Source organism: Syntrophorhabdaceae bacterium, from assembly GCA_028698615.1.
Lineage (GTDB): Bacteria > Desulfobacterota > Syntrophorhabdia > Syntrophorhabdales > Syntrophorhabdaceae > Delta-02.
This window is the reverse complement of the sequence record JAQVWF010000052.1, coordinates 1-15,312: the sequence shown is the minus strand read 5'-3', so window position 1 is coordinate 15,312 and position 15,312 is coordinate 1. Positions and strand designations below refer to the sequence as shown.

The following is a 15,312-nucleotide window of genomic DNA, read 5'->3' as shown; positions in this document are numbered from 1 at the left end:
TAATGTGGGGCCAAGTGTGGGGCCAAGGGGACAAGGAATGAAGGGTATATATTTTTTAACTAAAACCGGGGTGGGTCATTTTTAGGTGATCACAGTGGGTCATTTTTAGGTTGTCATTGCCACACGCTTCAAGCCTAGATCGTCTTAAGAAGTTACTTGTTTTCCTTGGAGCGTCCCCTTACCTCCCTTTAAGGATGCTTCCATTTGCGGGTCTCTTGGTCGTCTGGATGCATGAACAACCCGCCTTGTGCTTTTGCCGACCGTTCGGCCCGGTGGGCTACTTGGGGTCGGTACCGTTTCTATTTTACCTTTTGAGGTTAGGTCTGAAGGCATCAGCTTCGGAAAGACTCCTTCTTTGGCCTTCTTTATGTTGTTGATATACTCAGGCCCAGCCTCAATAGCGCTGGCGAAACGCTGCAGGGTATCCAGGTCTCTATAGATATCGTCCGGCGGCACTTCCTCGGTAGTCATGTGTGCCCATCTGTTGCGCACTTCGCTCATCTCCTTGACATAGTGGAGAGCATTGTACGGGATCTGTTTGACCCCGCGGATTGGCGACCAGTTCCTTTCCAGTACACGCAACAGAGCCTTCAGGTCGAGGCCCGACAGAGATTTGACATTCTTTTCTTTAGCTGACTGCTGCTGTTGAGGGGTCAGATATCGCAGAACAAGATCGTTCCACCAATTTCTGGAAAGCGATGGGAGAATCTGCAATAGAAAATCTTGCAGAATACCGGTGGCTTCCCAAAGCATCTGACTCATTGTAGAGTGCATTTGAACAACCTCCTTGTTTCTAGCCCAACGTTGTTCCAAATCATTCGTGTTCTTTTGTCACCGTTTCATCAGAACGGTCATCTGGAAACTCCACGATTATGGAAACTGCTATATGTAAGACGAGTACACTACACGCCCTCGTCAAAGTAATCTAAATCGAGTTTCTTTACGGGGTATAGGGATATTGTTGATACGCCTACGTCGTTGTCGATCATTAGTTGGGCTAGGTGTTCGCCGTCGATCAGGACTATTTTGCTGCCTATTTGGGCGACGTAGTTTCGGGCTTCTTCTGTGAACTTTGATGTTGTTATGAAGATTCCCTTGTTGGCTTTCTGGGCCTGGAGGGCGCCGGCGAATTGCATTACGTCGGGGCGGCCTACGGAGTTCGTGTCCCAGCGTTTGGCCTGGATGTAGACTACGTCGAGGCCCAGCTTGTCTTCTTTGATGATGCCGTCTATGCCTCCGTCGCCGCTTCGGCCTATCGCCTTGCCGGCATCGGCCCGGGAGCCACCGTAACCCATTTTTACGAGAAGCTCTACCACGATGCGCTCAAAGAATGTTGGGTTTACTTGCTTCAGTCTCTTGATGAGTTCATCGGCAAGGGTGCTGCGGAGGATTTCGTACGCCTTTTCAAGGGCTTCGGATGGGGTGACGGCGTCAAGGTCAAATCGCCTATCAATCTCCTTCGTCTTGTCTGTGCTGCGCGTTCCTCTGAGGTTTTGAAATTCCTGGAACTCGGGGTACTGCGTCAGGAGCTTCACGTCTATCTTTTTCGGTTTCTTCTTGAGCACGTCAAGGCCGCGCTGTGTGATACGATAAAAGCCGCGGCGTGTTGCCTCCATAAATCCTGCCTTCTTCATGTATGTAGCGGCCCACCCCACGCGATTAATAAAGGTTGGCGAGATACCGCTTGGAAGCATCTGCTTGAGATCCTCTTCCGACAGACCGAGAGAAACGGCTAGCGCATCAGCAGCTTCTCCCGTCGAGAGTTCGCCATTCCTGCTCGCCGCATATTCAAGAAGCGGAAGCATCACGCTTTGATAATCGGGAACCGCCATTCATCCTCCCTTTTTGTCCGAGGTAATCAGCCATTGTCTTCAAAAATCCAGATACCCTGGTTGTTGTCTCATCTGGCACATCTGCCCCTCTCGAAAAGTTGTTTGATTTCTTAAAAACATCCCCCTTCATTCATCACGCCTCAAGCCTAGGTCGGCTTAAGAAGTTACTTGTTTTCTTTGGAGCGTCCCCTTACCTCCCCATAGGAACAGGCAGAGACTGCCGAGCACAGAATGCTGTAATCGTCCCGGTCAACCTGCCCGGCGGTAGCGCAGCCCCCAAACAAGACAGCGAGAGCCAATAGCATTTGAAGAATGATGGTGTTTTTTCTCATGTCATGCCCAATAGGTTACTTGCTTGTCGGGAGACTGCATATCAACACCGGTATCCAGATTCCAGCATTTGACCACCTTCGGGGAGGCGCTTCCCGTGGTCAGGCCCATATATATGGTTCTCCAGGCATCAGTCACGTTGTTGACTGCCTTGTCAAAGACAGTCTCAAAGTCTGCCGTCGTTCCTCCAGGCACTTTCACTCCGTCAAAATAGTCGGCGAGATTCTGAGGTTCACCGGTTCTGATTTCTTCTACCGTCTTGTAGATAAAACCCTTACCTGGACCGACATGTCTGAACAGACCGGCAAAGATCGAATTCCCATCGGCAAAGTCTATGGCTGCCGAATAAGTGTCGAACCAGAGCCCGGGATGAGGCTCCTCCCCTTTGTCAGCGTAGTTGACCTGCATAAGGTCTTTCCAGAATGTGATCAATCCATCAAAGTGTTTGGAATCCCTGCAGTAATGAATAATATCCGCAAATTCTCCATAGCGGATGTCTTCACCGTTCCTGTGAGGTCATGGGGTCAAATCTTTATTCTTGACTTTCTGACTGTCATTCCAACCTTCGCACGCCGCTGGGAAATGTATTTGTCAAGAATAAAGATTTGACCCCAGTCCCACCCTTGGAAGAATTGATATGTATATGGGTGGTCGTTGTTGATGTGAGGCGGGTTTGTATGGAATATATTCTTTCTTATCCCGCTTGCGGGATTGAAAGTTCCCGGGGAGACCTGACGTCTCACGGATCCCCGGGAAGGTCTTTTGTCTTCCTCCTTATGCTCTCTGTTATGCCTCCAGTGAGGAGCTTTAGCGACGAACGGGCGTGAGACAGGTCTTTTGTGAAACAGGCTTTTTGGAACGGGAGGTTTGGGCAACAGGCCGTTTATTCTTGAATTTCTAACTGTCATTCCAGCCTTTGTACGCCGCTGGGAAGTGTATTTGTCAAGAATCAAGATTTGACCCCAATTCCGTAATTCCGCGCGGGGAGGCTGTTTTGTCTATGTCATAGCCATCAGGGGGTGAAAAGCTTGGCAGGATGGTCTTTTCGAATACAGGTCCCTTCCTTGCCTTTGCTATCATAATGTGCTAGCATTCAGTATGAAGGCGAAGCACCGGCGAACGTTCGAGGCGATCATGTCCATCCCCACCCGGGGCAACATCATCTTTTCCGACATCGAGGCCCTGGTGGCCGCTCTCGGGGGAGAGACGCGGGAAGGCGCCGGTTCCCGGGTTGTCTTTGAACTGAACGGAAGCCGGCAATACCTGCACCGGCCGCATCCGGGCAAGGAAGCGAAGAAGTACCAGGTCGAACAGGTGCGGGAATGGCTGACAGAACTGGAGGTGAAGCCATGAGGAACGTTATGACCTACAAAGGATACACGGCCCGGGTGGAATTCGACCCGAGAGACGGCATATTCGTCGGAACGGTCATCGGGATCACGGACAGGATCACCTTTCATGGTGAAACGGTGGACGGGCTCAGGGCGGATTTCGAGGCCGCCGTGAACCACTACCTGACGGACTGCAAGGCCACGGGCAGAAGCCCGCTCAAGGCGGCTTCCGGCAAGATGATGCTTCGCGTCTCCCCGGAGGTCCACGCAAGGGCCCTGGTGGCCGCAAAAGTGGAAGGCAAGAGCCTCAACCAGTGGGCGGAAGAGGTACTGAAGAAGGCCGCCCAGGGGTAAGGTCCCCGGCGCTCACGACACCTGCTGCGTTTCTGGGGCCGTGTTGACAATCATCAGCAAAGATATCCTGCCTGTCGTTCCCCCGGCAGGTGACATGATAGACGGCATTCTCGTACTGGATCCGCAAAGTGCGCGCCATGGGGGGGGAAGGTATCAGGGGGGGAATTGTCAAGAATAAAGATTTGACCCCAAATGTCCCAACCTCTCAATTGGCCATCGGGCAAAGGTGAAGTCGTGGGGTCAGAAGTCACGAAAGGCAGCTAAGAACATATTTCTTGAATCTGTCCAACCTTTCTTTGTCATCAGCGTTTTCAAAAAATATAATCTTATAGGAGTGGATATTGCTCCCTTTTACCGGGAGAATATCCTGAATCGACTTTTCGATATTCTTGAATTGGTCCGGTTTTTTTGACTGCCTTTCTAGCTTAGAGCCATCCAGAACCTGAATGAAAGATACCTTTTCATCCATGCCAACTTGCTCATTCTGTTGCTGGCCTTTTTTATTGTTGGCATGGATGAAATACCTACCCAGTGCGGACGTCAAATACTTACCGCATATTTGTGTCGGTTTTATGTTGGCCTCTTCTATTTCGATAATTATCTTGATTTGCGTGTCTGAAAGAACCAAGGCATCAACATTACAATATTCCGTTGGATTGCTCTTGAACGCCGTCGAGAATATGGGTAAGTTCTGGTCTCCACCACAGGCTGGGTCTAAGAAGAATTCAATTTTGGAGTCAGCTACTGCGTTGATGATCTCAGTCAGAGCATCGCCGATCTTTTTGTGCAACGGATGCTTGTGAGAATCCTTGTTATCTTGCACGATACGCTCCCTTCTGGACCCCTTCAACACGGGTCGAATTATTTAGCAGGGTCACGGGGTCACATTTTCATTCTTGAATTTCTAACTGTCATTCCAACCTTTGCACGCCGATGGGAAGTGTATTTGTCAAGAATAAAGATTTGACCCCAATTCTCCCCGACCCCAATTCTCCCCTGCCCAGTTTCTCTTCCAGGGCCACGGGAGTGGACAAATTAAGAAACTCTTCGTTTCCCTTGCCTAAGGCGCTTAAGCGGTATTGAAAAGTTATTTAATTTCTTAAGAACGTCCCCTACACTCCCCTGTTATTTTGCTATCCTCTCCAAACAGACTGAAAAATGAGAATTGTCGAGACCTATAATTGTCCTTCAGCTTATTGGACCAATGCTTGACCTTGGTATCACCCAGCCAGTCCTCTATTCGTCGAATCTTCTCCCTGTACAATGCTTCCATGTTTCTTCGTCCCTGCCTCAGTTTGTTCTCGTCAATCTCGGAATCCAGTGGACCGTAAAACCTTTCGTAGGATTGCAGTTTTTTGGCATTTTGGAGGATTTCCCGGGCCGGTCCTGAATCCCAGATGTTCTTTTGAGTCCTGGGATCAATGAGCTCCTGGTAATAGTTCTTGTCTGACCAAAGACACCATGCCGTGTAGGCTCGCAGTCTATCGACCACACTTCGATAAGCATACTCGGTCATCACTATTTCTTTGTGAGTTCGTCTGTTCTCAAGGAGGTCATGTATGGGATCGGTAATGGCCAACTGGTGCTGTAGCCATTCGAAGGTAGCTCTCGATAAGGATTCAAGGATCAGGTCGGAGCCAGACTGCAATGCGGGGATCATCGATTCAAGCGCCGCCATGACTTTGGCCCACAGACTTAACCAGCCAACTCTCTCATATGTAGCATGCCTTTCATTGAGATCGGCTAAAAGGTTGTAGCCTTTGGCCCGCAAAGTTGAAATATCTCTTTCTCGTCCCTCGGTGCTCTCGATATACTCAATCCATTCGTTTTCGCTAGGTACTTGCGGTAGGACAAGATTGAAATCGCTCAAGACTGACATAAACAAACGTTCCTTAATCCTTAATGCATAATGTTACCTTCAAACCAAGCACTTTCAATGCTTAAATCCCTTCGTCAAAATAGTCCAAGTCGAGTTTCTTGACCGGGTATAGGGATATTGTTGATACGCCTACGTCGTTGTCGATCATTAGTTGGGCCAGGTGTTCGCCGTCGATTAGGACTATTTTGCTGCCTATTTGGGCGACGTAGTTTCGGGCTTCTTCGGTGAATTTTGATGTTGTTATGAAGATTCCCTTGTTGGCCTTCTGGGCTTGCAGGGCGCCGGCGAATTGCATTACGTCGGGGCGGCCGACGGAGTTGGTGTCCCAGCGTTTGGCCTGGATGTAGACTACGTCGAGGCCAAGCTTGTCTTCTTTGATGATGCCGTCTATGCCGCCGTCGCCGCTTCGGCCTATCGCCTTGCCGGCGTCGGCCCGGGAGCCGCCGTAACCCATTTTTACGAGAAGCTCTACCACGATGCGCTCGAAGAATGTGGGGTTTACCTGTTTCAGTCTCTTAATGAGTTCATCGGCAAGGGTGCTGCGGAGGATTTCGTACGCCTTTTCAAGGGCTTCGGATGGGGTGACGGCGTCAAGGTCAAATCGCCTATCAATCTCCTTCGTCTTGTCTGTGCTGCGCGTTCCTCTGAGGTTTTGAAATTCCTGGAACTCGGGGTACTGCGTCAGGAGCTTCACGTCTATCTTTTTCGGTTTCTTCTTGAGCACGTCAAGGCCGCGCTGTGTGATACGATAAAAGCCGCGGCGTGTTGCCTCCATAAATCCTGCCTTCTTCATGTATGTAGCGGCCCACCCCACGCGATTAATAAAGGTTGGCGAGATACCGCTTGGAAGCATCTGCTTGAGATCCTCTTCCGACAGACCGAGAGAAACGGCTAGCGCATCAGCAGCTTCTCCCGTCGAGAGTTCGCCATTCCTGCTCGCCGCATATTCAAGAAGCGGAAGCATCACGCTTTGGTAATCGGGAACCGCCATTTATCCTCCTCAAGAACGGATATGCCGCACGAAATCATTCGACGACGGTATATGAGCGTACATGCTGCTTTTCCGGCACGGCGCTTCTCACGGTTTGTTCGCATTCTCTATTATCCCGATCTCCTCCTGGCTAAGGTCGTAGAGTTGATAGACCAGCCGATCGATTTCGGATTCTCGTTGAGAAACCAAGGAACCGTTAGTATCAACAATTATGGCCGCAACAAGTTGGGCAATGCTAGCGATATGTTTCTCGGTGGTCTCCGGAACTGGTATTTGAAACAAGTTCTCACGATAAGCTTGTATGTACCCGCCCCTCAAATCAGTACAGATACCCCTTAGGAACCACCAAGCAACCTTGGAGTTCAATATCGCAACTACGTACTCATCTGCGCCTGCTATCATGTACATGGCATCATTATGCAAAAGTCTGTTCACGTCAAAGATAAATGTCGGTTTATTCATGAATCGACCCAGGATTACTTTTGATTCTTCAAACTCTGCATAATAAGCGCAAGACCTCAGCTCCCACCAGAACTGCCCCTGATCATCCCTCTTTCTTAACTTAGTCTCCCACTGCGAGAGATGGCGATGGATAGCCGGATAAGCTCTCCTAAAGACGGATCGCGCATGCTCCTCAGCTTTCGAATTCGACCAAGGCCATTTCTTATTGGTGCTGCTGGGAATGGTTATCAGATACAGTCCCGCCCACTGCGCCTTCCATTTTTTGATATCGCGACCCCGGAGCCAAGGTTTGATCAATTCCGCACTCCTGGGGTCCTCGGCAATGAGGCGCTGTCTTGTCGTTTCATCTATGACGAAGGCCTCGTTGAGACCTGTCTTGATTCCATAGTAGAACCTTCCACTCACATATTCGCCCAGGGGTTTCCCTGCTGCCCTGAGTTTATCCATGAGTTTGAGGACCTCGGGGCGTTCCAGTGTCCAGCCTTCTTTCCGCAAGGACCCGAGGGGCATGGGAAAGCCAACAGCGTCCAACGTCTCTTCTATTTGTTCCAGTTGGCCGGCATCAGTGAAGGTGGCGGCCAGTGTTGCGTCGCCTGCATCAGGGCGTTTCTTCTTCAGAAGCATGATAGACGGATACGTGGTTGCATCGAAGATGGGGAGATCGCAAAAATCTATGACAACCCGTGGCGTCACTTCTTTTGTCAGCATCTCCCGCGTGTTCTTCCCATACCCCGCACGCATGAACTTGTTGGGAGCGATGAAACAGAGGTGGCCGTCCGGTTTCAGGAGCTCCACTCCCCGCTTGTAGAAATACGTATAAAGGTCAGCGGTGCCGCAGTAGAACTTCCGGAATTCCTTGGAGAGCATCGGCTTCAGTTCCTTAATGCCTTCCTGACGCACATAGGGCGGATTGGCGATAACGACGTCAAAACCGCCTGAATGGTCAAAGACTTCGCTGAAGAATATCTTGTAATCAAACCGCTCCCTGTTACCGGTCAACTTGCTGATGAGTTCTTCAATACGAGCCTTTTCCTTCTTCTTCTCGCCGCCTCTTATTTCGGCAAAAAAGAGCTTCTTGAGGGTCTCCAGCTCAACAAAGGCCTTGCTGTTTTCAAGCCTTCCCTCAACGCTCTCAAGTGAATTCCCGCAAACGATCTTGTAGTCGAGGTTCGGCAGGGGCTTGATCTCGCGGATGTCCTCCTCGTCCACAACCAGGGACAACCACAGGCGCAACTTGGCTATTTCCGTCGCGCCGGAATCAATGTCAACACCGTAAAGAGATCTTTCTATACATTCGCGTTTGAAGGCATAGGGTGTTCTGTCGGGATCTTTTATGAAGATGCTCAGCACGCCGCGCGTCTTGATGATCTCGTTCATCATGCCCACAAGAAATGCGCCGCTGCCCACTGCCGGGTCACAGATCTTCATGTCGGCGAGCTTCCTGTCGATCAGCTTTGCGTTCTGACGTATGGTTTCAGGCAGTTTGTAGGAATAGGTATCTGTTTCTCTACCTCTGGCCTCCACCGCCGCCTCGTTCTCTCCGACCTGTTCGCCGAGATGGATAAGCATCTCGATGTCTTTTTTCGGAATGGACGGTCCGGTCCTGTGCTCAATGGCCAGATCCATCTGACCCGCCTTTGCCCTGTTGCCGAACATGTCAAGCTGATCGTCGCCGAGCTTCTCGTAGGCAACGGCGGTGCCACCCAATTGGGTTTCGAGGTAACTGACCAGGCTCTGTCTGCACATGTAGTGGACGATCTCTCTCGGCGTATAGTAGGTGCCCTTCGACTTGCGGTCCTTCACCTCCAGAAGGTTCTCGAAGACCTTTCCGAGCATCTCGGGGTCGACTGCCACTTCCTTTTCCAGAGGTTCGTCTTCTTTTACCGTGAAATTGTATCTGTCGAAGACATCAAGGATGCCGTCTCCAATATCGCCTTCTTTTGTCCTGCTATTATTGGAGAAGAGGTCATCCGGCAGGAGTATGTCTTTGCGCACCCAGTCGTAGCCGCCTATGGGATCGAAGAGGCCGCCGTTGAGAAAGGGGATTCTGCAGTTGAAGTGCCGGTAAAAGTCATCATCTCTTTCCCGGGCGAGGGCTTCGTAAAAGAGCGGTTCCAGTATGTCGTTAAAGAAGTTCGCATACCTCCCGTATTTGCCCTCAAATAGCTCCCGAAGAAAATTTCGGGGGCCGCTGCCCCAGTCAGCGTCTCGTCCTACACCGAACCAGCCTTTCTTCTGCAGGAAATAGAGAAAGACGATCTGGCCCAAGAGCTTCTTTGAGAAATCGATGGAATTCACATCCTTGGTCCTGAAATCGTCCGCCACCAAGGGGTCTTGCAGAAGAATCGCATCCAGCGTTTCACAGGTCCTGAGGAAAAGCTCCCGGTACTTCTCGAAGAACTCCTTCGTGACCGTTTCAATGTTGAACATATCTTCCAGACGGGAAAGGGCGGGGAGGCCTGACTCCAATGCGGTCATGACCGGCACCAGGCGGCTCTGTGCCGTATGGCTGTTCTCATGGCTTCCCACAAGGAAAGACCATCTCCGGGCAGGAGTGAATTCTTCTTTTGCCCTCAGGTTCCCCTTCGGTGTTGGCGTAAGTCTGTAATCCATTCTGACAAGAGAAAACCGCCAATCCTCAAAACCCGGGGAGACAAATGCGACAAGGCCCGCGTCTTTCTCGCCCCGCTCCTTCAGATACCTGGCGATGAAGTTCCTCTGGGTGGTCCTGCCGTGATCGAGGGTGGTTTCTTTCTGGAGATACACGATGAGGATATCTATCTTCTTTCCGTCAGGGTCGGTGTATGTACCTATCCTTTCGTACTGTTTTACGCGAGACCTGAATGGTTCATAGATATACTGACCCTGGAGGATGGGAAACGCCTTTGACTCGTCAATCCCGTTGAGGAGGTTCCTTATGAAGTACCGGAATTTTCCCTTGTCAAAGGGATTCTGGAGGGTTTCTCTGACAATCTTCTGTGCTTCGTCCCTGTTCACGTTTTAACCCCTGAAACCATTCACTTCAACAATCTTGCCGCTTCAACCGCCCGTAAGGTATTCGGAGAGAATGACCTCTCTCCTGCCGGTTCTTCCATCGGTACCTGCGGCAAAATGCTCCTCAAGGAGTCTTGCAGGCACGGAAGCCTGCAGGACTGCAAGGACTTTCAACGGATTTTCAAGCCCCTCTTTCAGCTCTGTAAGTGCTTTGAGAGCTTCCTTGGCTGTTTGCTTCGGCAAGGCACCCTCTTCAAGCCGCAGCATGATCCTTCTGACGTATCCCTCCTGATCCTCCGTGAGTTGCCGACGGTCTTTCATAACCGCCTTCAGGGTACGCAGGAGTTGCGTTGCACTGTCGCGGCCGCCTCCCCTTGGCACCGGTTCCGGCATGTCTTCCCCGGTCGTAAAGAGGAATGCTTCCTTGTTTCTGGAGAGCAGTTCATAGTAATCCTGACCCGGTTTCCGGCGTGGTGTTTCGGAGGTGGCCTCCAGGAGCTTTGCGGCAGACAGAAAATCGACCTCCCTCGACTCGGTGCCGTTTCCGGCAATGAAGAACTTCTGAAGCTTGCCGCGGCGGAAGTAGGTGAGGAGCATGTTCTGACATTTGTCGTCCTCTCTGGCCGTCCGGGCTTTCTTCGGCAGGTGCTTGATTGCGTCGAAGACGCCGGGTTGTTCGTCGCGGATGGTTTTTATGACGTTCAGGTACTTCAGTTCGCTCTCTTCCGAGTCATCCTCTCCGGTGATTGTCTTTGCGCTGAGGAGACGGTTGAACAGTTCATGGGACCCGACCGGCTCGCCTTCCGTAAGAAGCGCTGCGTCGCCGCCGAGGAGGGTCAGGAAGGCGTTGATCTTGGATTCGGCCGCCTCCTGCAATTTGATCTGGTTGTTCGACTGTTTCGTGGGAAAGAAGTTGAAGGTGTGTATCCTGTCAAATGGTGTATCCACACGGTTGATACGGCCTACACGCTGCATCATCCGGGTTGGATTCCAGGGGATGTCGTAGTTGATTACCACATTGGCACGGTGGAGATTGACGCCTTCGGACAGGACTTCCGTGGAGACGAGGATGCGGTAATCATCCTTCTTGTGCTTTGCTTTCGCGTCAAAGTTCTCGATCACCATATCCCGGACGGCTTCTCCTGAAGACCCATTGTAGGAAAGGACCGCCCCCTTGATCTTGCCGTCTATATTGGCGGCCAGGTATTCCGAGGTTTCTTTTGACTCGGTGAAAATGATGAGCTTGTTCTCTTTCAACTCCCTCTTCTTCCTGAGGGCTCCAATAAAGGTGTCAAGCTTCGGGTCCCGGGTCACCGACGACCACATCGTCTTGATCTCCCGGAGGATATCAAGATCGGCCTGCAGCGCCGGTCTGAAATTATCGTGGAAGTCGGCGGCCTTAAGCTCCTGCGCCTTTCCTTCGTCAATCAGGCGTTGAACGGCTTCGTCGTCGTCATTTTCCAGAAGCTCAAAGATCTTTGCCGTGTGTTTCTTGCTCAAATAGACTCTGCCTTTGTCGTATTCCTGGATGAACTGCTCATATGAACCGATAAAGCGGTCGATTGAGTTCCTGAAGGCATGGAAACTGCTTTCAAGGCGCTTTACGAGCAGGATCTTCATGAACTTGCCCATGTTCTTCTGGGACTGCCGTTCAAGCTGGTCGATCTTGCCTTTATAATAGAGTAACGGGGTATAGCGGGCATAGCTGAACTTCTGTGCGGCAAGCTCGATGGTCTTGCTGAAGATCTCATCCTCATGATCATCCAGTTCGTAGAAAAGAGGCACCGGGGGCTCCACGCCCGGAAAGCGCAGTTTTTGCCTGCTCAGGTCCTGAGAGAAGAATGCGGCAATCTCCATCCTTGTGCGGCGGACCATGAGGTACTTTAAGACCTTGTCTCTGATCTCCCTCGCGTTTTCTTTCACCCGCGCGATGTACTCGCTGTAGTCCTTCTGACGGTCAAGATTCTTTAGCCTCTTGTCCAGTCCGTTGAAAAAAACCTCCAGGTTTGGAAGATTAGGAATCATGCTCTTCTTCGCGTTCTGGAAGAGTTTTATCTGGCTGAGAATATCCTTCGGCGAATTATTGTACGGGGTAGCGGTCACAAGGATGACCCTCTTGCCCCTGCACACCTCCGCCAGCTTTTCATAGGTCACGTTGGACTCTGTACGAAAACGGTGGGCCTCATCAACGATCACATTGGTGTATTTCTCGACACCCTTTCTGAGGAGTTCATCCAGCTTTCCGACAGACTGAAAATCTGCGGGAGCGCGAAAATCGGAAAAGACGTTGCTCCACGAACCGGGGTTACCTGTATCAAGAAGAACCGGCGGAGCGAGGACAAGCGTCCTGCCATCCAGTTGTCCGGCCAACATCGCCGCAATATAGGTCTTTCCGAGACCAACGACGTCGGATATGAACACTCCCCCATACTCTTCAAGGATCTTCTTCGCATTGAGGACAGCCTGTTCCTGGTATTCCAGTTTCATGAAATCTTCCGGCAAATAGCGGACAAAAACTTCATCGGTCAGGCTGAGCTCGTCCTTGAAATATTCATAAAGGAACTTCAGGTAAAGCTCGTAGGGCGTAATGGACTGATTGAGCCATGTCTTTGTCTTGACGGTATCCACATATTTCTCGCTGACATCAACGGCGTCGGCCCAGAGTTCATTGAACTTTCTGAGTGCAAAATCATAATCGGCACGGTTCTTCAATTCGACGTTGAATTCCAGATTGTCGAGAAGGCCCGCCTGAGTAAAATTGCTGGAACCGGTGATCACACGCCCCTTATCACGGTCGCCTTCGGCAAAGGTCATGATATAGACCTTGGCGTGGATGTTGGAGGAAGGATAAGCCTTGATCTCCAGCTTACCATTCCGTATCCACTCGATGAACTTCTCTACCCCTTCCTCGACGCTCTGATTGTCTTCCGAATACTCGAACTCTTTCTCAATCTCACCCTCAAGCCTTTGCTTAACCTCCGCGTGAGAGAATTGGAGTTCCTGTTGAACGGGACCTTTTGCCTGGTCGATCAGATCGAAAGTGCTTCTGTCCGTGCTGATGCCTATCAAGACGCGCACTTTCTCCGTTTTCTCCAGCGGCTTGTAGACATGAAAGAACCCGCTCGTATAGAAATACCCCACCAGACAGTCAAAGAAACGAGTGTCCTTGATCAGGGCTTGGAAGCGACCTTTGAGGTCGTAACCATCTTCGTTGGTGAGAAAGGTTAGATCTGTGCTCAACTATTACCCCGGCAATAATCGGCCTGTGATCGCTTCATCGGGTCCCCTTTGCGCTCGCCTATGAAGCTCTGAGATGCTTGTCAGTATTGAAGTAACTTGAGAGCTTTCGCTAATATGGTACAAGAAATCCGCCGAAAAGGAAATGCCTTTTGTTCACGAATGCGGAAGCTGAAACAATCTCTGCATTGCTTTCTCAGGAAAGATCTCTGTCTCTCTCGCGTCTCAGCCAATCCTACCCCAGATACTTGTTTTCATTGTGCCAGGTGATGAACTCGGGTGACGGTCGGAACATACTGTTCTGAGGAACCACTATTCTCCGGCCGCTCAGGGCATAGTAGTCTCTGCCGTTCTCAAACTCTTCCTTGATGCGTCTGCTCACCTCGAATGTCAGGTCCGTTGTGATCGTTACGTACCCGTTATCGAAAAGGTGGTGTATGTCGGATCGAAGGAGGATGCCGTTTTCTATCTTGTGGGGGCCATTGTCAGAATACGGTTTGATGTGGCTCGCTTCAAGTGCCGGCAATGTTCTTTCCTGTGTGACCGCGCATCGCCTCTGATAGGCATCTGTCACCATGACCCGAAAGCTTCCCTGGCCAAGGCGAGGCAAAACTGTCTGGGGCGCTCCGTAGCGGATCATGGGTTCAGGGCCTGCCTGAGACAGCTTACCTCTATAGTTTTCCGAGCGGAGCCTATCCTGTACCTGATCCCAAAGGCGTTTTCCTATTCCTGAAACCAAATCGTACCGTTTGCCCTGAACGATACTGTTACTCCAGTTCTCCGGCGCTGTAATCCAGTCGCGCCTTTCGAAGAAGAAAGGTTGTTCGAGGAGGATGCAACCAACATAATAATCGTCCCTTGTCGGAGGGGTTCTTCGATATCTCTCGATCCTCTCTCTCATCTCCCCCAATGACGCGGCACCATTCTTCTCAGCAAACGCTGTCCACGCGAAGCTGCAGGGAAATAACTCGCTGTAGGCGAAGAACCCGCCGCCGACAATGAAATTATACGGACTGTGAAGCTTGAAAAGAAAAGGTTCACCGGGATTCAACGCTCTAAATCTTCGATTGCCTCCCGGTTGCCAAAAGTTGACCTCGTCAATCCCCGGCAGACCGGACAGGAACGTGAACCAATCACCGTCAGTTATACCCACATACCCGTTCAACCCGCTACCCCGGAACTGGACGCTGCCGGATCGACCATGGCAACAAAGGTTAAGGACAATCGAGAACCGGGGCAAACCAGCAACGCTGAGCGAACTACTTTTCTGACAAACGCGTGGAAATGAGTACCGTAGTGTTCCATTGAGACCCTCTAATTCCTCATGAAGGCCCAGATGCTTATCCTACGTTGAAATGACTGGCGAGCTTTCATTCATAGCCTACATAAAATACGCATAAAAATCACCTTTTATTCTGGCACAGAGGGATGACAACACTATGTCACAACCCCGGAATAACGAACGCGGGCAGCGCCAAAGAGATTGGCTCAACCTCTTTCGGGGTCGCCTTGGAGGCGTGGAAGAGAGGATACGGAGAAACCTTAAAAAGGGGCTGATAGGGGACATCTAAGAAATTAAGAAACTCTGAATCGCTCTGCACGCTTGTCAATATTTCTTACTGGTTACGACACATCCAAGCAGGTCCGGGTATCCATATCCTCTTTAGCGTGAACCCTGAAACGGAAAACCTCTTCATACTTTGCCGAAAGAGCCTTTCGCGATTCGCGACTTCGAGCATGGTCGAAGACCACGCGCAGGGAGCAGGGAGCCAAATGGCGTTTCGGCACAAAAGAATGGTCATTCTTCAGACGTTATGAGGGTTACGGGGTCACCCATTAGAGGGCCCCCTTCCTGGTTTGGCAAGAATATCAGGGATCGTGCAGGGCCAGTAACGAGCGGGC

The 15,312-nt window shown here is 50.9% G+C and carries 12 protein-coding genes; 2 read left to right on the top strand and 10 right to left on the bottom strand.

Annotation, left to right across the window (positions count from 1 at the left end; all coding sequences use genetic code 11):
* Nucleotides 1–144 precede the first annotated feature (144 nt).
* The 4 genes from PHC90_12470 to PHC90_12455 all read right to left on the bottom strand — a co-directional run bounded on the left by PHC90_12470 (nt 145) and on the right by PHC90_12455 (nt 3,070).
* On the bottom strand, nt 145–774 hold the full coding sequence (locus PHC90_12470) for a Swt1 family HEPN domain-containing protein (protein ID MDD3847155.1): 630 nt from the start codon (nt 772–774) through the stop codon (nt 145–147).
* A 128-nt stretch (nt 775–902) separates the two neighbouring features.
* The gene (locus PHC90_12465) at nt 903–1,832 is read right to left on the bottom strand and encodes a restriction endonuclease (GenBank protein MDD3847154.1); all 930 of its coding nucleotides are present in this window, start codon (nt 1,830–1,832) and stop codon (nt 903–905) included.
* 333 nt (nt 1,833–2,165) lie between these two features.
* On the bottom strand, nt 2,166–2,570 hold the full coding sequence (locus tag PHC90_12460) for a hypothetical protein (protein ID MDD3847153.1): 405 nt from the start codon (nt 2,568–2,570) through the stop codon (nt 2,166–2,168).
* A gap of 116 nt (nt 2,571–2,686) precedes the next feature.
* Nucleotides 2,687–3,070: a hypothetical protein gene (locus PHC90_12455; protein MDD3847152.1), complete on the bottom strand. Its 384-nt coding sequence runs from the start codon at nt 3,068–3,070 to the stop codon at nt 2,687–2,689.
* A 190-nt stretch (nt 3,071–3,260) separates the two neighbouring features.
* Here PHC90_12455 and PHC90_12450 point away from each other — a divergent pair, with 190 nt between their 5' ends.
* Both PHC90_12450 and PHC90_12445 read left to right on the top strand, forming a co-directional pair.
* Entirely contained in the window at nt 3,261–3,515 is a 255-nt protein-coding gene (locus tag PHC90_12450; GenBank protein MDD3847151.1) for a type II toxin-antitoxin system HicA family toxin, read from the top strand.
* Complete coding sequence (locus PHC90_12445) at nt 3,512–3,847, top strand: type II toxin-antitoxin system HicB family antitoxin (protein MDD3847150.1); 336 nt, start codon at nt 3,512–3,514, stop codon at nt 3,845–3,847. Before PHC90_12450 ends, PHC90_12445 begins: the two co-directional genes overlap by 4 nt.
* Before the next feature lie 247 nt (nt 3,848–4,094).
* Here the strand turns inward: PHC90_12445 and PHC90_12440 are convergent, their stop codons facing one another.
* The 6 genes from PHC90_12440 to PHC90_12415 all read right to left on the bottom strand — a co-directional run bounded on the left by PHC90_12440 (nt 4,095) and on the right by PHC90_12415 (nt 14,050).
* The gene (locus PHC90_12440; GenBank protein ID MDD3847149.1) at nt 4,095–4,670 is read right to left on the bottom strand and encodes a hypothetical protein; all 576 of its coding nucleotides are present in this window, start codon (nt 4,668–4,670) and stop codon (nt 4,095–4,097) included.
* 276 nt (nt 4,671–4,946) lie between these two features.
* Nucleotides 4,947–5,726 (bottom strand): hypothetical protein, encoded by a 780-nt coding sequence (locus PHC90_12435; GenBank protein ID MDD3847148.1) that lies wholly within the window; start codon nt 5,724–5,726, stop codon nt 4,947–4,949.
* 61 nt (nt 5,727–5,787) lie between these two features.
* A complete protein-coding gene (locus tag PHC90_12430; protein ID MDD3847147.1) occupies nt 5,788–6,717 on the bottom strand; it encodes a restriction endonuclease in 930 nt (309 codons plus the stop codon).
* A gap of 87 nt (nt 6,718–6,804) precedes the next feature.
* A complete protein-coding gene (locus PHC90_12425; GenBank protein MDD3847146.1) occupies nt 6,805–10,176 on the bottom strand; it encodes a TaqI-like C-terminal specificity domain-containing protein in 3,372 nt (1,123 codons plus the stop codon).
* A 42-nt stretch (nt 10,177–10,218) separates the two neighbouring features.
* Nucleotides 10,219–13,413, bottom strand: coding sequence for a helicase-related protein (locus PHC90_12420; protein MDD3847145.1), 3,195 nt, complete (start codon nt 13,411–13,413; stop codon nt 10,219–10,221).
* 232 nt (nt 13,414–13,645) lie between these two features.
* Complete coding sequence (locus tag PHC90_12415) at nt 13,646–14,050, bottom strand: HNH endonuclease (GenBank protein ID MDD3847144.1); 405 nt, start codon at nt 14,048–14,050, stop codon at nt 13,646–13,648.
* Nucleotides 14,051–15,312: the final 1,262 nt, after the last annotated feature.